This window comes from Streptomyces sp. NPDC002076 (genome assembly GCF_053593835.1).
Genome location: NZ_JBSFDI010000047.1, coordinates 1 through 25,817 on the forward strand (window position 1 = coordinate 1; position 25,817 = coordinate 25,817).

Sequence of the window (25,817 nt, forward strand, 5' to 3'; positions counted from 1 at the left end):
GCCAGAGGTCCTGGAGCGGGTCGTGGGTCACGACCGCTCATGATCGTCGAGCTGGTGACCCTCCGTGGCTCTGGCACCAAATGTGATCCAGAACCTGAAAAGTGGACCAGTAGCGACGCTTGAAAGTTGACCCCCTCCAAGGGGTCTGGCTCGTTGAGCCAGGCCGGGAGGAGTGGTGATCAGCGTGGAGGACTGGGCGGAGATCCGCCGGCTTCACCGGGCCGAGCAGATGCCGGTGCGGGCGATCGCGAGGAAGCTGGGCATCTCGAGGAACACTGTCCGCAGGGCGATCGCGGACGACGCGCCCCCGAAGTACCAGCGGGCGCCGAAGGGCTCGATCGTGGACGCGGTCGAGCCGCAGATCCGTGAACTGCTCGAGCAGTGGCCGGAGATGCCCGCGACGGTGATCGCCGAGCGGATCGGCTGGGACCGGGGCCTGACCGTGCTCAAGGACCGGATCCGGGACCTGCGGCCGGCCTATCGGCCTGCGGATCCGGCCTCGCGGACGGTCTATGAGCCGGGCGAGATCGGCCAGTGCGACCTGTGGTTCCCGCCTGCCGACATCCCGCTCGGCTTCGGCCAGGTCGGGCGGCCGCCGGTGCTGGTCATGGTCGCCGGCTACTCGCGGTGGATCACCGCCCGGATGCTGCCCTCCAGGTCGGCGGCCGACCTGATCGCCGGACACTGGCGGCTGCTGACCGAGCTCGGTGCCGTCCCCCGGGTGCTGGTCTGGGACAACGAGGGCGCCGTCGGCTCCTGGCGGCCGGGCGGGCCTCAACTGACCGACGAATTCGCTGCGTTCGCCGGGCTGCTGGGCATCAAGTTCCTGCTCTGCAAGCCCCGGGATCCAGAAGCCAAGGGCCTGGTCGAGCGGGCCAATGGCTATCTGGAGACGTCGTTCCTGCCCGGCCGCGTGTTCACCTCGCCGGCCGACTTCAACATCCAGCTCGCCGACTGGCTGACCAAGGCCAACCGACGCATCCACCGCACCTTGCAGGCCCGCCCCACCGACCGGCTGGAGGCCGACCGCTCCCGCATGCTGGCCCTGCCGCCAATCGCCCCGCCGGGCTGGTGGAAGGCATCCCTGCGGCTGCCCCGGGACCACTACGTCCGCCTGGACACCTGCGACTACTCGGTGCATCCGCTGGCCGTCGGCCGCCGCATCGAGGTCGCCGCCGACCTAGACCAGGTCCTGGTGACCTGCGACGGCGTCGAGGTCGCCCGCCATGCCCGCAGCTGGGCCCGCCATCAGACCATCACCGACCCCGACCACGCGGCAGCTGCCGCGGCAGCCCGCAAGAAGGCCGCCGGAACGAAGCCGGCGCCGGTGGACGTGACGGAGGTCGAGGAGCGGCCGCTGGACACCTACGACCGGATCTTCGGCGTCATCGACGGCGGGCTGAGCACGGATGAGGGGGCGGCGTGATGAGCACGAAGAACGGCACGAACCAGGCCAGGACCAGCCGCGATGTCGGCTCCGAACTCGTCTATCTGACCAAGGCGTTGAAGGCTCCGGCCCTGCGGGACGCGGCCACCCGGCTCGCCGAGCGGGCCCGCGACGAGGGCTGGAGCCACGAGGAGTATCTGGCAGCCTGCCTGCAGCGGGAGGTCGCCGCCCGCGACAGTCACGGCGCCGAGGGACGCATCCGCGCGGCCCGTTTCCCCTCCCGCAAGTCGCTGGAGGACTTCGACTTCGACCACCAGCGGTCCGTGAAACGCGAGGTCATCGCCCATCTGGGGACGTTGGACTTCGTCGTCGGGAAGGAGAACGTGATCTTCCTGGGGCCGCCCGGCACCGGCAAGACCCACCTTGCCACCGGGCTGGGCATCCGGGCCTGCCAGGCCGGCCACCGGGTCGCCTTCGCCACTGCCGCCCAGTGGGTCACCCGCCTCGCTGAAGCTCATCAAGTGGGCAGACTCAGCGATGAGTTGACCCGTCTGGGACGGATCCCGCTGATCGTCGTGGACGAGGTCGGCTACATCCCCTTCGAACCCGAGGCCGCGAACCTGTTCTTCCAGTTCGTCTCCGGCCGCTACGAACGCGCCTCCGTGATCGTGACCAGCAACAAGCCCTTCGGACGCTGGGGCGAAGTCTTCGGCGACGACACCGTCGCCGCCGCGATGATCGACCGCCTCGTCCACCACGCCGAAGTGATCTCACTGAAGGGCGACAGCTACCGCATGCGCGGCCGCGACCTCGGACGGGTTCCCGCGGCCAACACCGGGGAATGACCAACATCAACTGACGCAGTGGGGGTCACTTTTCATCCGTCGGATATGGGTCACGATTCACGCGTCGCCGACAATCGTCCCCAGTGAAGGGGCGCAGCGGCAAGGCCGCCTGGAACACCGGTGATCCCAATTGCGCTCCCGGTGTGACCGCCACCACCAGGTGCGCTGCTAGCGGCCCGTGAGACCGAGGGCACCCCCTAGAACCTGGCCTACAGACTTTCTGAAACGCCGATGTTCCCCGTACGATCTGACACGTGTCTGGCACGACCTGTTCGTACCGAACTCTCGGCGGGTGCGTTTCTTCTTGAGTGAGCGGCATGTACCTGCCCCATCCACTGATGCTGGGCCAACGCGCCACGTCGCGTCCTGGGTGACCTTCACTCAGATCGGAAGTTCACCCCACGTGATGGTGTCGGGGCCTAGGGGTGGCCGCGCGCCCTGGTCGGTAGGGACGTAGCGTCAGCGCATGGACTTCCGTATCACCGCTGAGGAGGATGCGCTCGTCTTCCGGCTCGCGGAGCTCCTGGACGGCGGCACGCAACCGCTGGAGACGCAGCTCGTCGAGGAACTGGGCCCGGACATTCGGCAGCAGCTCGAAGGGCTCAAGGCGAAGGGCTGGATCCTCGTCCGCGAGGCTGCAGACGGAATGATGGTCGTCCATCTCACCGGGCCGGCGTGGAAGGCCGTCCGCAGCCGCCGCGACGTCGGCCGGTAACGGCCGTGGTGACGCTAGAGATTCGCCTACGCGATCCCATAAGGCCTGTGATCTTCGGCCTCGCCCGGTGTAGCGTCGCTACAAGTAGTCGTGGTTCCGAAGTCCGTTCGCCCGTGACACACGTCTCGGGCGTCCTTGCTGTTCAGCGCCTCTCCGGACCAAGGCGATCACCTCCGGATCCCGCACGGTGTGGGATTCCGAATTTCCTTGAGGGAGACAGACATGGCCAGCGGCACCGTCAAGTGGTTCAACGCTGAAAAGGGCTTCGGTTTCATCGAGCAGGACGGCGGCGGCCCCGACGTCTTCGCCCACTACTCGAACATCGACGCCTCCGGCTTCCGCTCCCTGGAAGAGGGCCAGCGGGTCACGTTCGATGTCGGCCAGGGGCAGAAGGGCCCGCAGGCGGAGCACATCCGCCCCGAGTAACAACGCATAGAGAGACCCCGGCCGGATGGTTACCGGCCGGGGTCTCTTGCTGCCCGGGTGAAAGGGGGACAAGCCGGTGCGCACCCCTGGCAGTGATCCGCCGCCCCGAACCCGCAAAGTGACAAGGGGACGTCGACCTGCTCCCCCACGGCGAGCACGTCCGCAGGCAGAGAGGTCTGTAGGCGGGTCAGCCCGCCATCGACGGCTTCTGACAGCCAGCCGCGGTTGCGGTGGTTGCTGTACCTGTACTCCGCTGCTGTACGGCAACGGCTCAGGAGGGCAAGCGCAGGGGGAGCGGAATTATGCCTTTGACCTGCGCGTATATCTGAAGTGCCGGGCCCGCGTATCCATCTCAATCGCCACGCACTCGGAGGCGCACGCTACCGGGCGGTAAGGGCCATCGTGAGCGTATCCGGCTCGGAGCCCGTCCCTGGGGGAGGGCTGCAACATTGCGGCGCGCCGCCCCACCACAGGCCCGCAGGTTGGCGGGCGAGCCCCGTGACAGCGGCGTGGGCAACCGTAGCGCCCGCTCCCACGGGTCATCCGGCCCGCTGCGACGGTGCGACAGGTACGACACCCTCTCTCCTGTTGCAGCGAGGTCCAGCCCGGGAACGTCGACCCCAACGGGTTACCCCCTCGTGTGAGGGGGGACTTCGGGAAGGCGGCGCCGTTGCGCCCGGCGTACGGGCTACCCCCTCGCATGAGGGGGGGAGGACAGGTTCAACCGCAAGGGCGTTACGAAGTTCCTCGGGCTACCCCTTTGCGTGCGTGAGGGGAGGACGCTCTGATCGCCACCGAGATCCCGCCGTGATGGCGGGCTACCCCCTCGCCTGAAGGGCGGACTTCCAGGGCCGCTGCCGCGAAGAAGAACTCGAGGGCGGATCCGTTGGGCGACGAACACCCGGTTCTGGTACAGCGGCGGACGCAAGAGCGACAGCGTCCGGCACGCCCTCGGCGACCAGAGCGAAGGGGCCGGGGTCGACCTGAGCCATCACTTGGTGGGTGATCGCCGGCTGTCCGCCGTCTGGCCGGCCGCGACGAAAGCATGAACGGGCCCAGTCGCCTCATCTGTCCGGCTCATTCGGCGGGACGATCTCCCGCTTGAGGATCTTGCCGGTCGGTCCCTTGGGTAGCGCGTCCACGATCCATACCTTGCGCGGATACTTGTAGGCGGCGACCTGGCGCTTGACGTACTCACGCAGTTCCTCGGCTGTCGCCTGTGCGCCCGGCCTGAGAACGACCGCCGCCCCGACCTCCTCACCGAGATCGGCGTCGGGGAGGCCGATGACCGCGGCGTCGGCGACCGCAGGGTGCTCGTACAGCACATCCTCGACTTCGCGGGGGTACACGTTGTACCCGCCCCGAATGATCACGTCCTTCTTCCGTCCGACGATCCAGAAGTAACCGTCCTGGTCGATCCGGCCGAGGTCGCCGGTGTGCAACCAGCCGTCCCGGATCGCGGTGGCGGTCTCCTCGGGGCGCCGCCAGTACCGTTTCATTACGTTGTGCCCGCGGATCACGATCTCGCCGGTCTCCCCGTGCGCCACCTTCTTGCCGTTGTTGTCGACCACCCGCATCTCGACGCCAGGGACCGGGGTGCCGACCGAACCGGGCCTGGGACCGGCCTGCAGGGTGTTGAACGAGGCGACGGGTGAGGTCTCCGACAGTCCGTACCCTTCGAGCACGACACAGTCGAACGCGGCCTGGAAGTCGTGCAGCACGTGGACCGGCATCGCCGCGCCACCGGCGAGGGCCACGCGCAGCCGGGAGATGTCGTAGGCGTCCCGGCCAGGCTGCCGCACCAGCCGGCTGTACACCGTCGGCACCCCGGCGAAGACGGTCACGCCGTGCTCGGCGAGGATCCGGAGTGCCTTCGCCGCGTCGAAGCGCGGCAGCAGCGTGAGACACGCGCCCGAGGCGACGGCGGCATTGAGGGTGCACGTCTGTCCGAAGGCGTGGAACAGGGGCAGACCACCGAAGATCACGTCGGCTGCCCCGATCTCGAACAGCTCGTTGGCTACGATCTCGCAGTTGCGGGTGAGGTTGGCGTGGGTCAGTTCAGCGCCCTTCGGCTGACCGGTCGTACCCGAGGTGTAGAGAATCACCGCGGTGTCGTCCTCGTGCCGGTCGGCCAGGTCCTCGGCGGATGGGGCGGACGCAAGCGGAGGGCCGAATCCGCCGGCCCCGACGACGACCACCTCGGCCTGGCCCTGCTGCGCACCGGCCCGTGCCTCGTCGGCGAAGGCGTCCCAGGCGAACAGGAGTCGGGCACCTGAGTCGCCGAGGTAGTAGGCGATCTCGCGGGACTTGAGCAGGGGGTTCATCGGGACGACGATGCCGCCGGCCCGCAGTACGCCGAAGTAGGCGAGGGCGAACTCGGGCACGTTGGGCAGCATGACCGCAACTCGGTCGCCGGGCTTCACGCCACGGTCCTGGAGCAGCCCGGCCATGCGGGCGCTGCCCTGGTCGAGCGTGCGATAGGACATGGCAGCGTCCCCGAGACGGAGCGCGGCGCGATCCGGATGAGTCCGGGCGCTGTTCACCAGGTGGGATGCGAGGTTCATTTCAGCTCCTCTCCTCGACTTTCCGGGTCTTCCGGCAAGGCAGCCCCAGCGTGCTGGGAGGGCTGCCGGTGTCGCTCTCGCCCTCGACAGGGGGCAGACCTTGTTCCGCCCAGACGACTTTGCCGCCCGTTGTCCAGCGGCAGCCCCAGCTGCGCGACAGCTGGGAGACGAGGAGGATGCCGCGGCCGTACTCGTCGGTGCTGCGGGTGTGGCAAAGGCGTGGGAAAGACCTGCTGGCGTCAGATATTTCGCAGGTCAGCAGGCGGTGCCTGATCAGACGCAGGGCCACGGGGCCGGCGCCGTGCCGGATCGCGTTGGTGACCAGCTCGCTGGCGATCAGCTCCGTGTCTGCGATCAGGCTCTCCAACCCCCACCGGGTCAGTTGCCGGGCTACCCAGCCGCGGGCAGTGCTGACGACGGCCGGGTCCCGGGGCAGGTCCCAGGACACGGTCTGGCACGGATCCAAAGCACGGGTCCGGGCCAGGAGCAGGGTGACGTCGTCGGTTGGTGACTTGGCCGGCAGTGCCTCGATCACCGAGGAGCAGAGGTTGTCCAGGGGTCTAAGGGGCTGGGCTGCGAGGGTGGCGCCCAGTTGCCGCATTCCGATGTCGATGTCCCGGTCACGCGTCTCGACCAGGCCGTCGGTGTAGAGGGCGAGCAGGGTCCCCTCGGGCACTTCCGTCTCCACGGCTTCGAAGGGGACCGAGCCGACGCCGAGCGGGGCTCCGGTGGGGAGGTCGGGGAAGGTGACCATGCCCTGCGGGTCGACGACAGCAGGCGGAGGGTGCCCGGCCCGAGCCATCGTGCACCGCCGGGTGACGGGGTCGTAGACGATGTAGAGACAGGTGGCGCCGATGGCCATGGCGCAGCCGTCGCCGGCGTCGTCGTCTTCCTCCGACTGGCACCGGACCGTGTCATCGAGGTGGGACAGCAGTTCGTCGGGGGGCAGATCCATGTCCGCCAGCGTGCGTACGGCGGTTCGGAGCCTTCCCATGGTCGCCGCGGCGTTGATGCCATGCCCGACCACATCTCCGACCACTAGCGCCACCCGGGCACCGGACAGCGGAATCACATCGAACCAGTCGCCTCCGACGCCGTTGTCCACGTCGGCCGGCAGGTAGCGTGAGGCCGCCTGGATCGCCGCGCTGTCCCTCAAGCCGTGTGGAAGCAGCTTGCGTTGAAGAGCGAGGGCCGCTGTGTGCTCGCGGGTGTATTGGCGAGCGTTGTCCAGTGACAGTGCGGCCCTGGTGACCAGTTCCTCGGCGAGGAGCAGGTCGTCCTCCTGGAACGGCATCGGTTCCTCGGTCCGGACGAACAAGGCCACACCCAGCGTGGCGTGCCTCGCGCGGATGGGGACAAGCATCATCGAGTGCATCCCGTTTGCGCGGATGGACTGCGCCCGCGCGGGGTCGTTGTCGACCCATGTGCCAGGAGAGGTGTCCAGGGTGGGTTGCAGGTGAGAGGCTCCGGAGGACAGCACACTGATCCAGGGTGAGGTCGGCGGGACGAAGATGGATTCGCCGCGTGTCCATGGTGACTCGGGAGTTCCCGGGTGGATCGAGGCCAGGCCGGCGCGGCGAAAGGCCGTGCCGTGCTTCCCCGTCGGGCTGATGCGGATCACGGGTTCTTCGCCGAGCGGGACGAACTCGGCTAGGTCGACGGCGGCGTAGTCAGCCAGGATGGGCACAGCGAGGTCGGCCAGTTCCTGGCTGGTCTGCATCACGTCCAGGGTGCTGCCTATTCGGGTGCTGGCCTCGCTGAGAATGGCGAGCCGCTCGCGGGCTCGCTGGTTGCCTGTGACATCCACGCTCATGGAGCACACCCCCAGTGGCCGGCCATCGGCGTCGCGCAGGCAGAAGAAGGAGGCGGCGAAGGCGTGCTCACGGCGCTGATCCGCCGGCGGCCACGCCCGGTATTCATGAACCGCGGTCATGCCGCTGCTCAGTACCTGGCGCATCACCGCTTCGAGCGCCTCGGATTCGAGGCCGGGCACCGAGTCCGGGAGACGCCGTCCGAGCCGCATGTCACGAGCGACACCGTCCTGATGTTCGCTGACGTCGTTGACCCAGGCGCAGCGCAGTTCCAAGTCACGCACCACGATGCCGATCGGTGTGCGGGTGAGAAGCGACTCCCGCACCGATCCGGCGGTCTCCCCCGCGTAGAGCGCGGCGATATCGGTGCCGTAGACGAGCCAGTGGGCTGCTCCGTCGCGCCCCCACAACAGCGATACACGCAGGCTTACATGGAGTGTGTGGCCGTCGCGGTGACGGATCGTCGCTGTGCCGGACCAGCCGCCCCTGGCGTGGCGCTGCTCGCAGGCCGCCCATGCGTGAAGTGCATTCTGGAGAAACGGCAGCACGAACCAGACGGGCCGACCCACCACCTCCCCTGCGGCGTATCCGACAAGCTGCTGCGCGGTGCTGGTCCAACCGACCACCGTCCCCTCGCTGTCGATCATCGCAATCGCAGAGTCGGGTACCTCTCGAGGTCTCAGCGGCTCTGTGAGGCTGTATCGGAGAATATTGCTCAACTCGGATCACTCCTGGGACGTTTCCGAATAACGGCTTGAAGGTGAGTTGATTCCCCCCGGATCGGCACGTCGGAGGGTCCCTTCAGTAACCAGAGGCTAGGCGTGGACCGCACGACAGCCACTGGGCGCGCAGTACGACCTCCGGGTCGGAATTGGTGCCGATGAACCAATCCGTCGGCAATATTCGCGCAGGCTCGAGGGAGTGCGGCCTATCGCGTCTCGAAGATTGCGGATGGGCCAGGACCACCCTGTAGGGTGAGGTATGGCTGCGGAGCATCCAGAGGCGGCAAAACTACTGTCCGTGGTCGCGGAGAACGTAGGGTCACACCTCCCGGAAGTTGGCCGCGACATAGGGGAGTATGTTATTGCCGAGATTCCGGAACTCAGGGGCGACGCAACCGTCATTAAAATCCTGCATGCGAGCATCGCTGAAAATGTCGCCACATTGTTGCACATCTTCGAGAACGGTATTCCTCTGGAAAAGATTGAGGGGCCTGCAGCTGCTCTTGAGTACGCCAGGAGGCTGGCTCAGAGGGGTATCTCACTCAGCGCGATGGTCAGGGCCTACAGGATCGGCCACTGGCGTTTTCTGCAGTGGTGTTTGGGCGAACTCAACCGACAGGACGCCGACCCGGATCTCGCGACCGCGACCAACCGGCGCATGCTTCAGGTGAGCTTCGGTTACATCGACCGGGTGACCGAGCATGTCATCGTGGTCTACCAACGGGAACGCGATCACTGGCTGCTCAGCCAGACCGCCGCGCGCGCCGCGCGCGTGCGAGACATCCTCACCGAGAAGGACATCGATCTCAACTGGGCTGAACCAGCTCTTGGTTACCGGATCCTGCAGCATCACCTCGGGCTGGTGGCCTGGTTGCCCACACCGAAGGGTGAGGGCGAGGGGCTGGCCGTACTCGACCGGATCATCAACAAGATCGCCCGGAAGCTCGACTGCCCCGCCAGGCCGCTCTTCGTACCCCGAGACGCCATGGTGTCCTGGGCCTGGCTGCCGCTCGGCTCGCACAGCGACGTCTCCTGGAAAAAGCTGTCGAATGTGGTCGAGCACAGCAATCCATCCGTGCACATGAGCGCTGGATGCGTGGGCTACGGCATCGAGGGATTCCGCTCCACGCACCGACAGGCAATGCGCACGCAGGAACTTGCGGCAGCGGCCAATCCGGCCCCCCAGTTCACCGAATTCTCCGCTGTCGCTCCCATCGCCCTGATGGCCACGAACATCGACGACATGCGCGCATGGGTGTGGGGCATCCTCGGTCCGTTGGCCGTCGATGACGAGAACTCCGCACGACTTCGGGAGACGGCACAGTTCTTCCTGGACACCAACTGCAGCTATACCGCTACCGCCAGCGCCCAAATTCTGCACAAGAACACCGTGCAGTACCGCATCCGGAAAGCCGAGGAACTCATGGGACGGCCGGTCCAGAAAGGACACGCTGATCTGGAAGTCGCACTGCGCGCCGTTCAGTACCTCGGCTCGACGCTCCTTCGCACCCACCCCGCCTGAAATGCATGGGATCGTGCCCTACAACATGGCGTTCTGAGGTCGGGTGGGGACCACGATCACGGTGGTGGTGCCGGCGGAGAGAGCCGCCTTGAACTCCCGCTCCAGGTCCTCGGTTGTCTCCACGTCGACCGCGCGGCATCCGAAGCCGCGGGCCACGGAGGCGATGTCGAGCCCCGGCAGGTCGAGTCCCGGAACGCCCGGCGTCTCCTCGAGTACCGCGAACGACTTCAGGATGGAGTACTCGTGGTTGCGCATGACCACGTAGACGATGGGGAGGTTGTGCTGGGCCGCCGTATAGATGGCCTGCACGGAGTACTGGAAGGAGCCGTCGCCGATCAGGCCGACGACCGGCCGTTCGACGCCCCGATCCCGGTCGCCCAGCGCGACGCCGACCGCGGCCGGGGTGCCCCAGCCGATGCCTCCGCTGGCCGTGGCGAAGAACGATCCGGTCCGGGTGGTGGGGAGCCACTCGATCTGCTGCGCCATCGTGGAGGTCGATTCGTTGACGATGACCGCGTCGGACGGCCGAACTCTGCTCAGGGCGGCGTAGACCTCCGGCGGGGTGAGCGGGCTGTTCGGCACCTGCGGCAGCTCGCGGGGCCGCGCCATCGGCTCGGGCACAGCGCGTCCGGATCCCTCCGTGACCATGTCCAGGAGCAGTTCGATCGCCGTCGCGGGATCGCCGAGGAGGCTGTCGCCCACACGCGCCGCGGCGGCGACCGCCGGGTTGCCGGTGATCTGCACGAGCTCCGTGCCGTCGGGAAGGTAGTCGCCGGGCACGTAGGGGTAGTACCGGAACACCTCCGCGCCGATCACGACCACCAGATCGTGCCCCGCAAGCCGGTCGCTGATGGTCTTCACCGACATGCCCAGCGGGCCGCCGAAGAGGGGGTGGTCCTCGGGGAAGGAGGCGCGGTCCAGCAGGGGGGCGCCGTAGACGGCCGCGCGCAGCTTCTCCGCCAGGGCGACGGCTCCGTCCCAGCCTCCGGCACGGTCGACCTCCGGCCCGAAGACCAGTGCGGGACGACGGCTGGCGGAGATGCGACCGGCGAACGTGCGCAGCCGCTCGGTGTCGGGGGCAACGCGGTCGCTCACTGTCCGCACTCGGGTAAAACCGGCCAGGGGGCGCTTCCAGTCGTCCATGGGGATCGACAGGTAGACCGGACCCGTCGGCGGCTGCAGGGCCTCCGCGTAGGCGCGCATGAAGGCTTCTGGGACGTCTTCGGCGCGGGCCGGTTCGTAGGACCATTTCACCCACGGTTTCGGCAGCGTGGTGGCCTCACGGTTGCCGAGATATGGCTCACCGATCACCAGTTCCCGGTGCTGCTGTCCCGAGGTGATGATCAGGGGTGTGTTTCCGTGGTAGGCCGCCACCAGGTTGCCCACGGCGTTTCCCAGCCCGGCCGACGAGTGCACGTTGACCAGCGCGGGGCGGCCGGTCACCTGCGCGAAGGTGTCGGCCATCGCGATGACGGACGCCTCCTGCAGGGCCAGGACGTAGGTGAAGTCCTCGGGGAATTCCTGAAGGAAGGGCTGCTCGGTGGAGCCGGGATTACCGAAGACCGTGGTGAGTTCGAGGGTCCGCAGCAGATCGTAGGTCACGCTTCGAACGGTGGATTGCTCAGTCATCGTCAGTCGCCTTTTCTTTCGCGGGGTGGGTCTGGGCGCGGGCCGCAAGCGGCCGGAGGGCCGGGCGAGTTTCAGCGGCCCTGCCAGTGCGGCGGGCGCCTTTCGGCGAAGGCGTGGGCGCCCTCCTGCGCGTCGTGGGATGCCAGAACCGGTGCGACGATCCGGTCCTGCTCGACGAAGGCGTCCTGGTCGCTGAACGCTCGCCGCTCGCTGACTACGCGTTTGACGGCTGCCACGGCCAGGGGCGCGTTGTGCGCGATGCTGGCGGCCAGTTCCAGGGCCCGGTCCAGGGCCTGGCCCGGTTCCGTGAGGGAGTTGACCAGGCCGAATCGCTCGGCGCGCTCGGCGGGCAGAGGCTCGCCGGTGAGCAGAAGCTCCAGAGCGATGTTGCGCGGGATGCGCTCGGGCAGGCGCACCATGCCTCCCTCGGGCGGCACGATGCCGTAGTGGACCTCGGTCTGGCCGAAGGTGGCGTTCCGCGCGGCCACGATCATGTCGCAGGCGAGCGCCATCTCGGTTCCTCCGCCCAGCGCGTAGCCCTCGACGGCGGCGATGAGCGGGGTCTTGATCCGGGCGCGTGTGATGCCGGCGAAGCCTCGTCCATCGATGATGGGCGTGTCTCCGGCCGCGAAGGCCTTGAGGTCCATGCCGGCGCTGAAAACGCCGCCGGCCCCCATGAGGATGCCGACCCTGAGGTCGTCGCGGGCCTCGAGGCGGTCGATGGCGCCTGCCAGGGCCCTGGCGGTGGCCCCGTCGATGGCGTTGCGGGCCTTCGGACGGTCGATCGTGATGACGAAGATGCCGTCGCGTTCCTCGGTCCGTACGGTCGGCGTGTCAGTGGCCGTGGTCATGATGGTGGTTCCTTTCTTGCCTGGAGCTGCCGAGGTGTGGCTTCAGTCGATGGCTTCGGCCTTGCGCAGTTCCTCGATCCCCTTGGTGTCGAAGCCAAGGTCGTGCAGCACGGACTCGGTGTGTTCGCCCAGGTCGGGGGCGGGGCGGGGACGGATCTTCTGTTCCTGGTCCAGCCGGACGGGGCTGTCGACGGTCAAGTGCGGGTCGTCGTTGCCGTCGTCGATCGGTACGAACACCCGGTTGGCGAGGAGCTGAGGGTCGTGGGCGCACTCTTCGAGCGTTTGGACGACTCCGTACGTGAGGCCCGCGGCGTCGAGCACCTCGCGCCACTCGGCCAGGGAGCGAGCCGCGAACGTCTTGTCCAGCAGGGCAACGATCTCGGCGGCGTGGGCGCGGCGGCTCGGGCTGTCGGCGTAGCGCGGGTTCTCCGCTGCCTCGGGATGACCGATGGCCTTGAGGAAGAGCGGGACCTGCTTGTCCTCGTTGACGAAGACGAGGACGATCCAGCGGTCGTCCGCCGTCCGATACATGTTCCCGAGCGCGTTGGGCGGGTCGGACCGGTCGATGGGCCTGGGGGACTTCGCCCCGACCAGCACGGCTTGCAGCCACATGCTCGCCGCCCAGGCGCCTTCGGCGAGCAGTGAGGCCGTGACGCGTGCGCCCTGGCCGGTCTTCTCCCGCCGGTACAGCGCGGTCATGATGCCGGCGAACAGGGTGATCGCCGTGGAGTGATCGCCCGATCCGAACGCGTTCATGGCCGGCGGCACGTCCCTTTGGCGTGTGAGGTCCATCAGGCCGCTGCGTGCCCAGTACGCCGTCACGTCGAAGCCGGGCAGATGCGCGTCCGGGCCTTCCTCGCCGAAGCCGGTGACATCGGCGTAGATCAGCCGGGGATTGAGGGGGGCCAGAGCGTCGTACTCCAGGCCCAGCTTCTCGCGCGTCCGCGGCGGGAAGTTGGTCACCAGCACGTCGGCCCACCGCACCAGACTCTCGATCACGGGCCGGGCGCCGGGCGACTTGAGGTTGAGCGCGATGCTGCGCTTGTTGCGGTTGTCCACCTGCCAGGGGTAGTTGACCCCTTCGACATGGGGGTTGGGAGGGATGCGGCTGAGCGAACGGTATCCGTCGCCCACATGCGGCGGTTCCACCTTGACGACGTCGGCGCCGAAGTCACCGAGTACGGTGGCCGCGGCGGGCCCGGCGATGAAGCTCGCGAGGTCGACGACGTGCAGTCCCTCCAGGAGGGGCGTGTTGCTCATGACTACTCCTTGTCCTCAGTGGGGTCGCGCGCGGTGCCCGGAACCGCCCCGCTGTCACGGGGCGTCGCGAGACACGTCGGGTCAGTGACTGGGCGCCACAGGCACGAAGGCGTTGTAGCCGGTGATGTCGCGGCCGACGATCAGCGCCTGCACGGTGTCGGTGCCCTCGTAGGTGTCGATGGCCTCGATGTCGCAGAGGTGCCGGGCGACGTGGTAGTCGAGCAGGATCCCGTTGCCGCCGAGCATGTCGCGAGCGTCGGCGAGGATGGCCCGGGCTCGTTCGGTGTAGTGCATTTTGGCCAGCGCGACCCGGGGCATCGAGTATTCGCCCTCGTCCAGGAGCTGGCTGAGACGGAACTGCATGCACAGCATGTCGGTGATGTCTGCCAGCATCCGGGAGAGCCGGTACTGGACAAGCTGGAAGGCGGCCAGCGGCATCCCGAACTGCTTGCGCTGCTTGGCGTAGGCCAAAGCCGTCTCGTAGCCTGCGATGGCGGCGCCGATCGACTCCCAGGCGACGCAGAAGCGCGAGGCAAGCAGGACCTTCTCGGTGTCCCGGAAGGTGTTCACGTTCGCCAGCCGATTCTCGGCGGGCACCCGGACGTCGGCGAGGGAGATCTGCGCGTTCTGGACACAGCGCAGAGCCGTCTTGCCCTTGATGACCTGGGCGTCGAACCCGGGTGTGCCCTTTTCGACCACGTAGCCGCCCACATGCCCGTCGTCGCCGCGGGCCCAGATGATCACGTAGTCGGCGAAGCTCGCGTTGCCGATCCACCTCTTGTGGCCGTTGAGGACGTAGGAATCACCGTCCCGGCGCGCGGTCGCCTCCAGCTTGACCACGTCCGTGCCGTGCGCGGGCTCGGTCAGACCGAAGGCTCCGATCTTCTCCAGGCGCGCCATGGGCGGCAGGAAGCGCTGCTTCTGCTCCTCGGAGCCCAGCAGTCCGACCGACATCATGGCCAGGGCCGAGTGGACCCCCATGAACGTCGAAATGCTCAGATCGCCCCGGGCCAGTTCGAGGATCACCAGGCCGGCCGTCAGGTTGCTCATCCCCGGGCAGTCGTAGCCGGAAATCTGAAAGCCGGCGATGTCCAGCTGCGCCAGCTTGGGCACCAGCTCGAAAGGGAATTCCGCCCGCTCCCAGTACGGGTTGATGATCGGGGTGACCTCCTGGTCCATGAACGCGCGGACCTTCTTCCGCAAGGCTCGCTGCTCGTCGGTGAGCAGGTTGTCCAGGAGGTAGTAGTCGGTGTGCTCTGATCCGCCCAGTACCGGCGGCTCCACCCCGGACGGCTTTGCGTTGCCGCTCGGGAGAGCGCCGTTCAGCACGGTCCGGCCCGGGTCGGCTGTCCTGCCCTGTGTCGCCTTCATGTTCCGCTCCGTCCCATCGGGGATCCGATTGCGTCAGTGAGAACGACGCTAGGAGCGAGCAGCGGCACGACCATTAGGCCCGGAACATCATATTTACATCTAAATTGGTGCTCTTGACCTAATTCGCCCGGTAGTGCCTGCGCGCCAGCCTTGCACCATGGCCCGGGGAGAGCCGCCGCGCCACCTCGGCTGCCCGAGCTGACCCGACGATCAGAGGAAACAGACATGAGCACACCCAACGCATGGGTCGGACTGCTTCCACCGGCCTTCGACCCGGACTACATCGAGCGCGCCGTGGTGCCCTATCTCAAGAGCAGCGAGTACGTGGGCGAACGGCCCGCACTTCCCATGATCGATCTCGCCCTGAGCAAGGAGAACGCGGCTCCGCCGCACTTCTGGGGCATGCTCTACGACGGGTGGGCGCCCGACCCCAAGGAGGGCACCACGGTCTTCATCACGGGCTACGACCAGCGAGGACCGGACAACGAGCGCAAGAAGATCTACGCTTCGGCGACCACGCCCGACCTCTACGCAGCGAAGTACGCCCCCAAGGTCCACGGCTTCCTCGCCCGGCTCTTCGCCGAGACCAACGCCGGCAAGCCGCTGATGCACGAGTACTACCAGAATTACTTCGACCTCTACTGGGACCTTCACCTCGGCGTCACCGGCGAGGCCATCCCGCCCGAGGTACGCACGATCGGCGCCAGTTTCACCGCCGTCCTCGGCCACTGGTATCCCACCGAGGACATCGTGCGGGAGAACATCATGCGGGTGCGCGAACTGCGCCCGCGGCTCAAGGAGTGGATCGACCAGCGGGTGCAGGCAGTGATCGACGGCGACGTCGACGACCCGGAGGGCACTTTCGTCCACTACTGGCTCAAGAACGGCCGAGGGGGCGAGCACTTCCGCCGCGAGGACATCGTCTTCGAGTGCTTCCACAACTTCCTGGCGTTCAGCCAGTGGGGCAACATGATCTACCACACCATGGCCCTGCTGGACGCGGGCCACGGTGACAAGGCCGTCAGGTCGTGGTTCCAGCGGACGATGACGAACAGCCCGGACACGGCGGACGGCGGCGCGTTCACCCCACTCGACCGCTACGTGATGGAGCTCTTCCGCACGGTTTCACCGAACGGAGGCAGCCTGTCGACCGTGAGCACCGAACGTGGTGCCGATCCTCGCCTGGGCAATGTTCTCACCCTGCACCCCTCGGCGAGCCGCGACCCCCGGCAGTGGCACAACCCGGATGACTTCGATCCCGACAGGTACCGGGCAGCGCCCACGACCGCCGACGATGCGGAGACGAGAAGCCGCCAAGCCGGCCTTGCGCGCTGTCCCTTCCCACCCACACCGTTCTCCGTCATGGACGGCCGCCGGGCAGAGATGACCAACAGCGCTTTCGGAGCCGTGTACGGAGTCGTCGACGGCACCGCGTACCCGGTCTGCGACACGGCCGGTTATGCACCGTTCGGATTCGGCTACCGGCGATGCGGCGGCGAGCAACTGACGACGGAGTTCGTCAAGGAGTTCCTGCGAACGGTGTGGAGTCGCGGGATCGAATTCACCGCGCTCGACCTTGAGCATCCCGAGAAACTGCCCGTTTCGCCGCGCACCGTCATCGACGACAACATCGGCTTCCGGCAGGGTCCGTGAGAACCACAGCTGGAGACGCGGATACGCCGGAGTCTGCAACGGCGTATCCGCGCAGTTGTGAGAAGAACCGTGCGGAGAACGAAGGGGACCGTCTGCGCCGGCACGACCAACCATCAGGCGATCCCGTCGCGTTGCCGGGGCTGTCTGGTCGGTAGCGGGGCAAACGAACGGGGGCCGGGCCGACCACAAGGCCGTCGCAGCCCCCGCGCGGGTTGCTGTCCCCTTAGCCCTCTCCTCACACCGGGCAGGGGGCGTAATGACCTGCCCGACTGCCTTGGGAGGGGTGGCCCGTCGTGGCAACTGGCCGCGCGTCCATCCCGGCCGACGGCGTCTGCGGCAGGGGCTGCTCGGTCCAGATCACCTTGCCGGCCTGCGTGTGTCGCGCCCCCCAACGCTCGGCGAGCCGGGCGACAAGAAACAGACCGCGTCCGCTCTCGTCCGTGGTGGACGCCTGATGCAGATGGGGAATTGCGGTGCTGGAGTCGAACACTTCACACGTAAGGGCGTGGTCACAGAGCAGCCGAAGGTGGATCGGTCCAGTGGTGTAGCGCATAGCGTTGCTCACCAGCTCGCTGAGGATCAGTTCGGTCGTGAAGACAGGGTCGCTCAGACCCCAATGCGCAAGCTGGCGCGTAACAGCGGCACGCAGGTCCGCCACCGCGGTCGGCTCGGCGGGCACATCCCAGTCGGCGACCTGGTCAGGTTGCATGCCGCGAGTGCGGGCGACCATCAGCGCGACGGGGCCGCCGGGGCGGACTGGGAGCAGTGCGTCGAACACGGCCGCGCAGGTCTCCTCCGGGCCCACAACGCCGTTCCGGGTGGCGGCTTGGCTCAGGAGCCTCCTCAGCAGTTCGAAACCGGCATCGGCGCCCTGTCCTCGGCGTTGGATCAGGCCGTGGCCGTAGAGCACCAGTTGGCTGCCCTCGGGCACCTCCCACTCCGCAGTGGTGAAGGAGCCGCTGCCCAGGCCGAGGGGCGGCCCGGCGGGCACGTCGGGGAGGTCCACCCGGCCATCGGGGCTTATCACGGCGGGCGGCCGATGCCCGGCCCGGGACACCGCGCAGTGCCGGGAGACCGGGTCGTAGATCGCATAGAGACAAGTCGCTCCCCTGAAGAAGCCCTGCCATTCGTCAGGACCCCGGCCCCACCGGGTCGCGAGATGATCGAGACGGCCCAGGAGTTCGTCGGGCGGCAGGCCGGTCGAGGCGAGGTTGCGTACTGCGCCGCGCAGCCGGCCGATCCAGGCGCGGGCACGCGGGCCGCAGCCCACAACACTGCCCACGGCCATGGCCACGCGATTCTCGGACAGCGCGATGAGCTCGATCCAGTCGCCCGATGTCTCCGATCGTGCAGGCCGATAGCGCACGGCCACGTCGACAGCGTGCTGGGCGATCGGGCTCCGGGAGGCGTGGGGCGTCTCAAGGGCTGACGGTTGTGGTGCGTCCGCGGACGTAGTCGCGTTCATTTCCCGCTCCTTGTGTGTTCGTGGGATCGCGGATCGCATCCCTTGACTCGACGCTAGGCCTGCGGGGCACGACAGCCACTGGGCGCAGGACACCACCTCTCACTTGAAGTTGGTACCAGCGGGCCAATCGGCCTTTCATCGTCGATTTGGCCCTCAACAGCTCGCAACACAGCAGGCGTTCCCGACCGGGAAGCCCCGGCCGGGAACGCCTGACCTGTTTCTAGTAGCCGCCCCCACCCCAGTTGTCGCCGCCCCCACCCCAGTTGTCGCCGTCGTCGCCGTGGTCGCCGCCGCCACCGCCGTGGCCGCCGCCACCGCCGTGAGCCGAGTAGCCGACCTCGTGGCTCTGCTCCGCCGCAGACGCCGTGCCGACCCCTATACCGGTGCAGGCGAGGACGACTGCGGCAGAGGTGACGGCAGCCAGGCGGCCCATGCGGGACACATGTGCACTCATGATGTTCCCCTTTCAGATCTGAGTATCAAGTTCCTCCGTGCTGTCCATCACGCTACGGACGGGCGTGGATCAATCCCTCGGACGCAGAACACGAGAAAGTCAGCACCGTTCGTACTCGGGACCCAACATTGGTCACCGAAGGAAGCGCGATGCAACGAGTCGTCCTGGGGGGGAGGTTCAAGCGGCCCGTACAGCGAACGGCCACCGACTGGCAGCCGCGGTGCTCCCGTCTCCCCTCCCGTGCGCCGCCCCGGCGCTGAGCCGAGCGTGACACGCTCGGGACGGCGTGGTGGCATGTGGGCGTGGCGTTGCGGGAGCTGCGCGCGTTCGTGGCGGTAGTGGAGGAGTGTGGGCTGTCCGCCGCGGCGCGGTGGCTGCACGTGAGTCAGCAGTCAGCCGGCCCTGTCCCAGACGGTGAGCGGACTTGAGCGGCAACTCGGGGTGAAGCTGCTGGTGCGAGGCAGCACTGGGGTAGGGGCCACCGAGGCGGGAACCGCGCTGCTGGCGGAGGCGCGCGCGGTACTCGCCCCGCACGATCAGGCCCTGCGCGCGATGGCCCGGTACACCGGCCCGGGTGGCGGGGCGCTGCGGATCGGGATCCCGCTCGAACTGCCCACGGGGCTGCTCGATCCGGCGCTGACGGAGCTGCGCGAGGCGCATCCGGACACACGCGTGCAGGCCCGGCACCTCTCCACGGCCGAGCAACTGGTGGCACTGCACTCCGGTGAGCCCGACGTCGGCTTCCTGCGGGAGCGTCCGTCGGGTCCTCGGTTCGACGCGCTGCTCGTCGTACGGGAGAAGCTGGGTGTGCTGCCGGCCGCGGAGCAGGCCGCCGAAGTCCGCCGGACCGGGCGGCATCGCGCTGGATGCGCTCGTCGGCCTGCAGTGGGTCGGATTTCCTCGCTCCGGCAGCCCCGCCTGGTACGACGAACTGACCGCGATCCTACGCGGGCAGCCAGGGCCTGGGCCCGGAGGCTCCACAGGGGCAGGCGCTGATCGCGGAGGTGAAGCCGGCGGCGGTGGCGTCCGGGCAGGCGTTCACGCTGGCTCTGCCCGGGTGGCAGCAGCCGCTGCCCGACCGTGTGACCTGGTCGCCGCAGGTCGGACCTCCGCTGGGGCGGCGCACCCGGGCCGTGTGGCCGGCCGACTCGCACCGCCATGACCTCGGCCGGTTCATCGCCGCGCTCGACCGGTCGGTGAGCAGCTGAGCCCGCCCCTCAGGGCGCAGGCGAATGAGTCGGGCCCCTCGCAGGTGCGCTACGGACAGGAGACGCCGGACGGAAACCGCGCCGACGCCCCCTGCGCGGTGTCGGCGCAGTGGGGGCTGAGCATGCTCGACGGCGGTGGTGACGAGTTCGGAGACGGTCAGCAGCACCGAGTCGGCCGCCTCCTCGCTCCCCACCGAGCCAGGACCTCTTGGGCAGCCCGCGCGGCCCCACCACACATGGCCGGACGTGCTGCGGGTGTCAGGCCGTGGCGTGCGTTCGTTGGTCGTAGTCCACGCGGGCGGCGCGGATCACGTCCACATGCTGGTCGGTCCAGCGGGCGAGGGCCTTCACGACGTCGAGCAGGGTCCGGCCGGTCTCGGTGAGGGCGTATTCGACCCGGGGCGGCACGGTGGGGTGGACCGTACGAGTGACGATGCCGTCGCGTTCCAGGGCGCGCAGGGTGGCACTGAGCATGCGCTGGGTGATTCCGTCACTGGCCCGGCGCAGCTCGTTGAAATGATGGGACCCCTTCCCGAGGCGGCAGATGACGATGACCGACCACTTGTCGCCGATGCGGTCGAAGATGTCGCGTACAAAGGCCGCCCGCTCCGCGGCCGTGTGCCAGTGCGCCGACTCGTCCACGGTGGCTCCCATCGGTTCCTCCGGTGATACCAGGGCACTTCGAACTGCCTTCTTGCCCGCTTCGGCGGTCGGTCCAATGATCGTAGTGCCGGTATTCATCAGATACCAGGCTGTATACCAGGTACTGGGAAGGGAGCTGTCGTGAAAGAGATCGGCGTGGGAATCATCGGCGCCAGCCCGAGCACGCCGAGCTGGGCGGTCGCCGCGCACGTCCCCGCGTTGCGGGCCCTTCCCGGCTACCGGCTGCGCGCCGTGGCCACCAGCCGGCGCGCCTCGGCGGACGCCGCCGCGGCGGCCTGGAGCGTCGACGCCTTCGACGATGCCCGGGCGCTGATCGACCACCCGGACGTCGATCTCGTGGTGGTGGCGGTGAAGGTACCCCAGCACCACGACCTGTCGGCGCAGGCTCTCTCCGCCGGAAAGATGGTCTACAGCGAATGGCCGCTCGGCGTGAACGTCGAGGAGGCCGCGCACCTCGCCGAGCTGGCCGCCGCGGCCGGCGTGCGGACCGTCATCGGATTGCAGGCCAGATTCGCCCCGGCCGTGCGGCGCCTGCGCGAGCTGGTCGCGGAGGGATACCTCGGGCGGGTGCTGGCGACCATCCTGACCGGGTCCGCCATGGGCTGGGACGCCGTGACCAGCCGGAGGCACGCCTTTCTGTACGACATCACCAATGGCGTGACCACGTTGTCGGTGTCCACGGCGCACGCCCTCGACGCGCTCACCTACGTCCTGGGCGACATCGACCACGTCACCGCGACTCTCGCCGTCGGACGCCATGAGGCCCTGATCGCCCAGGAGAACACGACCGTGCCGGTCACCGCACCCAGGTCGCGGTGACCGCGGGACTGCGGTCGGGCGCGGTCGCCTCCGTTTTCTACCGCGGCGGACATTCCCGGGCCGGCGGCCTGCGCTGGGAGATCAACGGCACCTCCGGCGATCTCCTGCTGACCAGTCCATCCGCCGACGGCAACATCCAGAGCACCGAGCTGACCCTCTCCGGCGGCAACGGGACCGCGACCGAGGTGAGCCCCTTGACAGTCCCCACGTACCCGGACGCCGACCTGGCCGCCGTACGCGCCGGACCCGCACGCAACGTCGCCGCGGTGTACGCGGCACTCGCTGAGGACCTGGCCAAGGACACCCTTGAGGTTCCCGACTTCGCACACGCACTGCGCCTCCATCGGCTCATCGCCGACATCGAAGGCGCCGCCCGCCGCGGACCGCCGCGGCAGCATTGGCCCGTTACCGTGCGTGGGTGCGCTCGCGTCGCGCCGCTGTGCGCTGGCGTCCCCTGCGGGTGACCTTGTACCCCTCGTCGCGCAGCGCAGGACGGCCGCGCCGCCGCCGCCGAGCCCTCAGGCTGTCCAGGCCCATGGTTCGGGCTGCCGCGGCGACCTCGGCGCCGAGGAACCCGGCTCCGACGACGACCACCCGGGGCCCGGTGAGCAGCGCGGCGCGCAGGGCGAGCGAGTCGTCGAGGGTTCGTAGGACGTGGACTCCGGCCAGATCGCTGTCGGGCAGGCGGCGGGGGGCCACGCCGGGTGCTTGATGGAAAAGGCCGCGGTGACCATCCGGCGCAACCGGGCGTGCTCCGGATCGTCCATCGAGGAAAGTCCGCGACTCCTGCCTGCGTTCCTTCTGGCCCGCGCCCACATGCCGGTAGGGCGGGCGGTTGGCGCTGATCCGCGGATCGGCCAGCAGCGCCCGCTGGTCCTCGTAGCGGGTGACCAGCCACGGGGTGCTGCCGTCCCACAGCCGCCCCCGGCCGATCGGAGCCTGGGCCTGCAGTGTGTACCGGCGGCGGGTCGAACAGGCAGCCGGACGCCCGGGGCATGGGGTAGTCCGGAATCTGCGCCTGCGGCGCATCGGTGCCGGGTGTCGACAGGGTTGTCATGGTTCTCCGCCCCTTCCGGAAGTCGGATCGTGGGGACAGGCGACAGGACCGGGGCCCGCCGCGCGTGGGGCGCGACGGGGCGGCGGAGCAGGTCCAGCCGCCTGCAGGGGGGATTTTCACGCGGTGGCGGACGGCCGCGCGTACCGCGATCCAGCCGCCTCCGAAAAGCCGTCCCTAAGGGCGGAGGGCACGAAAGCCCCTGGGTCGCAATACGTCCTTCGGATTGGAACTGGCGCCGATGGACTCTTCAGGAGGCAGTAATCGCGCAGACTTTCCGGAGTCCGTCCTATCGCGCACCCTGGAAGCGGATAGGTCACGAACCACTCTGTAGGATTGAGGTATGGCTGCGGAGCATCCCGAGGCCGCGAAACAACTGTCCGTGGTCGCGGAGAACGTAGGGTCACACCTCTCGGAGGTCAGCCGCGACATCGTGGAGCATGTCACGGCCAAGGTCCCCGAGCTCGGGAGGGACACCACCGTCATTAAAGTCCTGCAGGCGAGCATCACGGAAAATATCGCCACGGTGCTGCACGTGTTCGAGAACGACATATCTCTGGCCAACGTCGAGGCGCCTGCAGCTAGTCTTGAGTACACCAGGAGGCTGGCTCAGCGGGACATCCCCCTCACTGTGATGACCAAGGCCCACAGGTTCGGCCAGTTGCGTTTTCTGGAGTGGTGTCTGGACGAGCTCGACCGAGAGGACGTCGACTACGAGCTCTTCACCGCGACCAACCGGCGCATGCTGCAGCTGAGCTTCGGTTACGGCGAACGGATAGCTGAAAATGCCGCCATGGTCTACCAGCAAGAACGCGATCACTGGCTGCTCGGCCAGACCGCCGCGCGCGCCGCGCGCGTGCGAGACATCCTCACGGAGAAGGACGTCGACCTCAACTGGGCTGAACCAGCTCTTGGTTACCGGCTCCGGCAGAACCACCTCGGGCTGGTGGCCTGGTTGCCCACGCTGACGGGTGAGGGCGAGGGACTTGCTCGACTCGACCGGATCACGAACGAGGTAGCCCGGAAGCTCGACTGCGCCGCCAGGCCGCTGTTCGTCCCCCGAGACGCGGTCTTGTCCTGGGCATGGCTGCCATTCGGCTCGCGCAACGAGGTCTCCTCGGAACAGCTTTCGGATGTGGTCGAGCGCAGCGATCCTCCCGTGCACGTGTGCGCCGGGAGCGTCGGGTACGGCCTCGAGGGATTCCGCTCCACGCATCGGCAGGCACTGCGCGCGCAGGAACTCGCAGCATCGGCCAGTCCGGTCCCCCAGTTCACCGACTTCTCCACCGTTGCTCCCATCGCCTTGATGGCTACGAACGTCGATGACATGCGTGCTTGGGTGTGGGACATCCTCGGGGCTTTGGCGGTCGATGACGAGAACAGCGCGCGGCTTCGAGAGACCACACAGATCTTCCTGGACACCGGCTGCAGTTATACCGCTACCGCCAGTGCGCAAATACTGCACAAGAACAGCGTGCAGTACCGCATCCGGAAAGCCGAAACAATCATGGGACACCCGGTCCAGAAAGGGCACAGCGATCTGGAAGTCGCGCTGCGGGCCGTTCAGTACCTCGGCTCGACGCTCCTTCGCACCCGCCCCGCCTGAAATGCTCGGCGATGCCGTCCCCGGGCGGATCCAGCTGGAAACCGCTGCGGGCGCGGTCGGCGTCGGCGTCGCCGGTCAGGGTGGACTCGGTCGGTCGCCGTCAGTTCGGTGGCCGGCAGGGGTCCTTCGCGCAGCGGGGCGCGGATCAGCAGCCGGGAGGGCGAGCGCCTGAGGGGTCCTCGCCACCGCTCCCGGAGCGTCGGCGCCGATCCCATGCACCATCGCCGTCTGCCGCGGCTGCGCCCCGGAGATCCCGGGCGTCCACGGCACGGGCGCGCAGGAGGGTCACGCCGTACGCGAGATCCCAGCCCGATCCACGAGAATGATCTCGCGCTGGATCTCGTTGTTGCCGCCGCCGGAGGTGATGATCACCGCCGAGCAGTAGCCGAGCTCCAGTTCGCCGTGCAGGACGGCGCCCGCGGAGCCGTCCATCAGCAGGCCGGCGGCGACGGCCTCCATGAGCCAGGCAGTAACGTCCCGGAGGGCCTCGCAGCCGTAGATTTTGACGGCGGAGGCGTTGCCGTCCCGTAGGGCGCGTGTCTTCCGGGAGGCGAGGTCGGTCCCGGCGTCGGGCTAAAAGGCTGTCTCAGCCGGCTCGAGCCGGTCTTCGGCGGGCGTAGAAGCCGTTTCGTCGCTGGACCGGTCGATCTTGGTTCCCCTTCAGCCACCGAGCAGGACCCTGGCGCCGCCTCCCACGGGAGAGGCGTCGTGGTCGTTGCCGAGCCGGTCCGGCAGCAGCCGATGTCACCAGATGAACCGGTTCCTTCCAGCGATAGGTGGGGCAGACCTGCTGACGGGCGGTCGCGAGCAGTCGTCGAAGTGCAGCTGCTGCGAGACAGCAGCTTCATCTCATTACCGCGACAGAGCGCGCTACTCTGAGTGACCATCCTTGGTGCCTGTCGTGGGTGTTGAGGTGGGTCAGGCCGGGTGCGTTCGCGTTCCCCGCCCAGGACGAGATTCCCGGTGCTGGTTTGGTGCTGACTTTGGAGGGTCAATAGCGGGAAAATCGCAGGTCGTAGCTCTGATCGAATGAGTTGTCGTACCACTCGATGGTGGTGCCGATGAGGCTGGCGGCGACGATACGGGGGAGACTGGCGGGGGTTGGGGGAGCGGATGATGCTTCGGATGCCATGTGCGCCACTTCCTCGTGTGCGGTGGGGACGGGTACGTGTCGGCACACGGTAGGAAGATGCAGGTCAGGGGCACATGTGGTGGGGCACCATAGTTCGGGGGTTGGCTATGCGTGCGGCCACCATGCCCGCTCACGGAGGGGCGGTTCCGGGGCTCGAAGGTGGTCGAAACGAGTCTCGTCCGGGACGGGTAGTTCGGGGTGATTTGACGGCGCGGTGCCGACTCCCGTGCTGGTTGGGTGCTGACTAAAAGCCCACGTCATCACCCGTGTTCACCCCTCCCGTGCTGACTTGTGACCAACATGAACGGGGAGTTGAAAGTCCAGTGTCGGAGTCACTGGTCCCCGCATGGTCCGGATCTTGGCATGGGTCGGTCATGACCGGTATGCGACTCATGCAGACGCCGGAACTGATGTGCGCTGAGCTCTGGGCGGGCTGGTGGCGTTCGTCGTGTAGTTGCCCCCCACATGGCGCGGACCTGGGGTGATGCACGTGAAGCTCAGGTCGCCTCTCAGAAGGTGAGTACCACCCGTCCCCGCAGGCCGCCCGCATCCAGCAGCCGGTGTGCTTAGAGGTCGTTTCCTTTGGCGTGATCGTTCGTTGAGCGGTGCATGACGGGTCTGATTGAGCGGTTGGTGCCGGATGAGTTGTGGACGCTGTTC

At 67.9% G+C, this 25,817-nt stretch carries 22 protein-coding genes and 2 pseudogenes; 12 read left to right on the forward strand and 12 right to left on the reverse strand.

Annotated features, from left to right (window positions below; all coding sequences use genetic code 11):
• The first annotated feature begins 175 nt into the window (after nt 1-175).
• The 4 genes from istA to ACWCQS_RS45075 all read left to right on the forward strand — a co-directional run bounded on the left by istA (nt 176) and on the right by ACWCQS_RS45075 (nt 3,373).
• Nucleotides 176-1,426, forward strand: coding sequence for an IS21 family transposase (istA, locus tag ACWCQS_RS45060; protein WP_451009882.1), 1,251 nt, complete (start codon nt 176-178; stop codon nt 1,424-1,426).
• Nucleotides 1,426-2,232: an IS21-like element helper ATPase IstB gene (gene istB / locus ACWCQS_RS45065; RefSeq protein WP_451009883.1), complete on the forward strand. Its 807-nt coding sequence runs from the start codon at nt 1,426-1,428 to the stop codon at nt 2,230-2,232. Before istA ends, istB begins: the two co-directional genes overlap by 1 nt.
• Nucleotides 2,233-2,698: 466 nt before the next feature.
• Nucleotides 2,699-2,947, forward strand: a complete 249-nt coding sequence (locus tag ACWCQS_RS45070) for a hypothetical protein (RefSeq protein WP_351222006.1) — start codon at nt 2,699-2,701, stop codon at nt 2,945-2,947.
• Between the two features lie 222 nt (nt 2,948-3,169).
• Nucleotides 3,170-3,373, forward strand: a complete 204-nt coding sequence (locus tag ACWCQS_RS45075; protein WP_141360305.1) for a cold-shock protein — start codon at nt 3,170-3,172, stop codon at nt 3,371-3,373.
• A 1,064-nt stretch (nt 3,374-4,437) separates the two neighbouring features.
• Here the strand turns inward: ACWCQS_RS45075 and ACWCQS_RS45080 are convergent.
• Together ACWCQS_RS45080 and ACWCQS_RS45085 are read right to left on the reverse strand one after the other, a co-directional pair.
• The gene (locus ACWCQS_RS45080) at nt 4,438-5,937 is read right to left on the reverse strand and encodes a long-chain-fatty-acid--CoA ligase (RefSeq protein WP_451009884.1); all 1,500 of its coding nucleotides are present in this window, start codon (nt 5,935-5,937) and stop codon (nt 4,438-4,440) included.
• Between the two features lies 1 nt (nt 5,938).
• Complete coding sequence (locus ACWCQS_RS45085; protein WP_351222004.1) at nt 5,939-8,395, reverse strand: SpoIIE family protein phosphatase; 2,457 nt, start codon at nt 8,393-8,395, stop codon at nt 5,939-5,941.
• Between the two features lie 334 nt (nt 8,396-8,729).
• Between ACWCQS_RS45085 and ACWCQS_RS45090 the strand changes: the two genes are divergently transcribed.
• Nucleotides 8,730-9,992: a PucR family transcriptional regulator gene (locus ACWCQS_RS45090; RefSeq protein WP_451009885.1), complete on the forward strand. Its 1,263-nt coding sequence runs from the start codon at nt 8,730-8,732 to the stop codon at nt 9,990-9,992.
• 18 nt (nt 9,993-10,010) lie between these two features.
• On the opposite strand, the gene mdlC is transcribed toward ACWCQS_RS45090, so the two are convergent.
• The 4 genes from mdlC to ACWCQS_RS45110 form a co-directional block, all read right to left on the reverse strand.
• Entirely contained in the window at nt 10,011-11,594 is a 1,584-nt protein-coding gene (gene mdlC / locus ACWCQS_RS45095; RefSeq protein WP_351222002.1) for a benzoylformate decarboxylase, read from the reverse strand.
• 98 nt (nt 11,595-11,692) lie between these two features.
• Nucleotides 11,693-12,472: a crotonase/enoyl-CoA hydratase family protein gene (locus ACWCQS_RS45100; protein WP_351222001.1), complete on the reverse strand. Its 780-nt coding sequence runs from the start codon at nt 12,470-12,472 to the stop codon at nt 11,693-11,695.
• 42 nt (nt 12,473-12,514) lie between these two features.
• Nucleotides 12,515-13,732, reverse strand: coding sequence for a CaiB/BaiF CoA transferase family protein (locus tag ACWCQS_RS45105; protein WP_351222000.1), 1,218 nt, complete (start codon nt 13,730-13,732; stop codon nt 12,515-12,517).
• 81 nt (nt 13,733-13,813) lie between these two features.
• Nucleotides 13,814-15,103, reverse strand: coding sequence for an acyl-CoA dehydrogenase family protein (locus tag ACWCQS_RS45110; protein ID WP_351221999.1), 1,290 nt, complete (start codon nt 15,101-15,103; stop codon nt 13,814-13,816).
• A gap of 225 nt (nt 15,104-15,328) precedes the next feature.
• Between ACWCQS_RS45110 and ACWCQS_RS45115 the strand changes: the two genes are divergently transcribed.
• On the forward strand, nt 15,329-16,756 hold the full coding sequence (locus ACWCQS_RS45115; protein WP_351221998.1) for a cytochrome P450 family protein: 1,428 nt from the start codon (nt 15,329-15,331) through the stop codon (nt 16,754-16,756).
• Between the two features lie 235 nt (nt 16,757-16,991).
• Here the strand turns inward: ACWCQS_RS45115 and ACWCQS_RS45120 are convergent, their stop codons facing one another.
• On the reverse strand, nt 16,992-18,128 hold the full coding sequence (locus tag ACWCQS_RS45120) for an ATP-binding SpoIIE family protein phosphatase (protein ID WP_351221997.1): 1,137 nt from the start codon (nt 18,126-18,128) through the stop codon (nt 16,992-16,994).
• Nucleotides 18,129-18,441: 313 nt separating this feature from the next.
• On the reverse strand, nt 18,442-18,675 hold the full coding sequence (locus ACWCQS_RS45125) for a hypothetical protein (RefSeq protein ID WP_351221996.1): 234 nt from the start codon (nt 18,673-18,675) through the stop codon (nt 18,442-18,444).
• A gap of 302 nt (nt 18,676-18,977) precedes the next feature.
• Here ACWCQS_RS45125 and ACWCQS_RS45130 point away from each other — a divergent pair, with 302 nt between their 5' ends.
• From ACWCQS_RS45130 to ACWCQS_RS45140, 3 genes are read left to right on the forward strand one after another with little or no spacing between them, the layout of a single operon-like run.
• Nucleotides 18,978-19,103: a LysR family transcriptional regulator gene (locus tag ACWCQS_RS45130; RefSeq protein ID WP_451009886.1), complete on the forward strand. Its 126-nt coding sequence runs from the start codon at nt 18,978-18,980 to the stop codon at nt 19,101-19,103.
• Nucleotides 19,090-19,671 carry a LysR family transcriptional regulator gene (locus ACWCQS_RS45135; RefSeq protein WP_351221994.1) on the forward strand — a complete coding sequence of 194 codons (582 nt, stop codon included), beginning with the start codon at nt 19,090-19,092 and terminating at the stop codon, nt 19,669-19,671. Before ACWCQS_RS45130 ends, ACWCQS_RS45135 begins: the two co-directional genes overlap by 14 nt.
• A 23-nt stretch (nt 19,672-19,694) precedes the next feature.
• Nucleotides 19,695-19,883, forward strand: a complete 189-nt coding sequence (locus ACWCQS_RS45140) for a hypothetical protein (RefSeq protein ID WP_351221993.1) — start codon at nt 19,695-19,697, stop codon at nt 19,881-19,883.
• A 258-nt stretch (nt 19,884-20,141) separates the two neighbouring features.
• Here the strand turns inward: ACWCQS_RS45140 and ACWCQS_RS45145 are convergent, their stop codons facing one another.
• A complete protein-coding gene (locus tag ACWCQS_RS45145; RefSeq protein WP_351221992.1) occupies nt 20,142-20,537 on the reverse strand; it encodes a winged helix-turn-helix transcriptional regulator in 396 nt (131 codons plus the stop codon).
• Between the two features lie 129 nt (nt 20,538-20,666).
• Here ACWCQS_RS45145 and ACWCQS_RS45150 point away from each other — a divergent pair, with 129 nt between their 5' ends.
• Both ACWCQS_RS45150 and ACWCQS_RS45155 read left to right on the forward strand, forming a co-directional pair.
• Nucleotides 20,667-21,365 (forward strand): Gfo/Idh/MocA family protein, encoded by a 699-nt coding sequence (locus ACWCQS_RS45150; protein WP_351221991.1) that lies wholly within the window; start codon nt 20,667-20,669, stop codon nt 21,363-21,365.
• On the forward strand, nt 21,362-21,829 hold the full coding sequence (locus ACWCQS_RS45155; RefSeq protein ID WP_351221990.1) for a hypothetical protein: 468 nt from the start codon (nt 21,362-21,364) through the stop codon (nt 21,827-21,829). The genes ACWCQS_RS45150 and ACWCQS_RS45155 overlap by 4 nt, the downstream gene beginning before the upstream one ends.
• 61 nt (nt 21,830-21,890) lie before the next feature.
• Here the strand turns inward: ACWCQS_RS45155 and ACWCQS_RS45160 are convergent.
• Nucleotides 21,891-22,073 (reverse strand): annotated as a pseudogene (locus tag ACWCQS_RS45160) (FAD-dependent oxidoreductase); the annotation flags it as partial.
• Nucleotides 22,074-22,762: 689 nt separating this feature from the next.
• Between ACWCQS_RS45160 and ACWCQS_RS45165 the strand changes: the two are divergent.
• A complete protein-coding gene (locus ACWCQS_RS45165) occupies nt 22,763-24,025 on the forward strand; it encodes a PucR family transcriptional regulator (RefSeq protein WP_351221989.1) in 1,263 nt (420 codons plus the stop codon).
• A 287-nt stretch (nt 24,026-24,312) separates the two neighbouring features.
• On the opposite strand, the pseudogene ACWCQS_RS45170 reads toward ACWCQS_RS45165, so the two are convergent.
• Both ACWCQS_RS45170 and ACWCQS_RS45175 read right to left on the reverse strand, forming a co-directional pair.
• Nucleotides 24,313-24,544, reverse strand: a pseudogene (locus ACWCQS_RS45170) (acyl-CoA dehydrogenase family protein); the annotation flags it as partial.
• Between the two features lie 472 nt (nt 24,545-25,016).
• Nucleotides 25,017-25,157 (reverse strand): hypothetical protein, encoded by a 141-nt coding sequence (locus tag ACWCQS_RS45175; RefSeq protein WP_451009887.1) that lies wholly within the window; start codon nt 25,155-25,157, stop codon nt 25,017-25,019.
• Between the last annotated feature and the right edge of the window lie 660 nt (nt 25,158-25,817).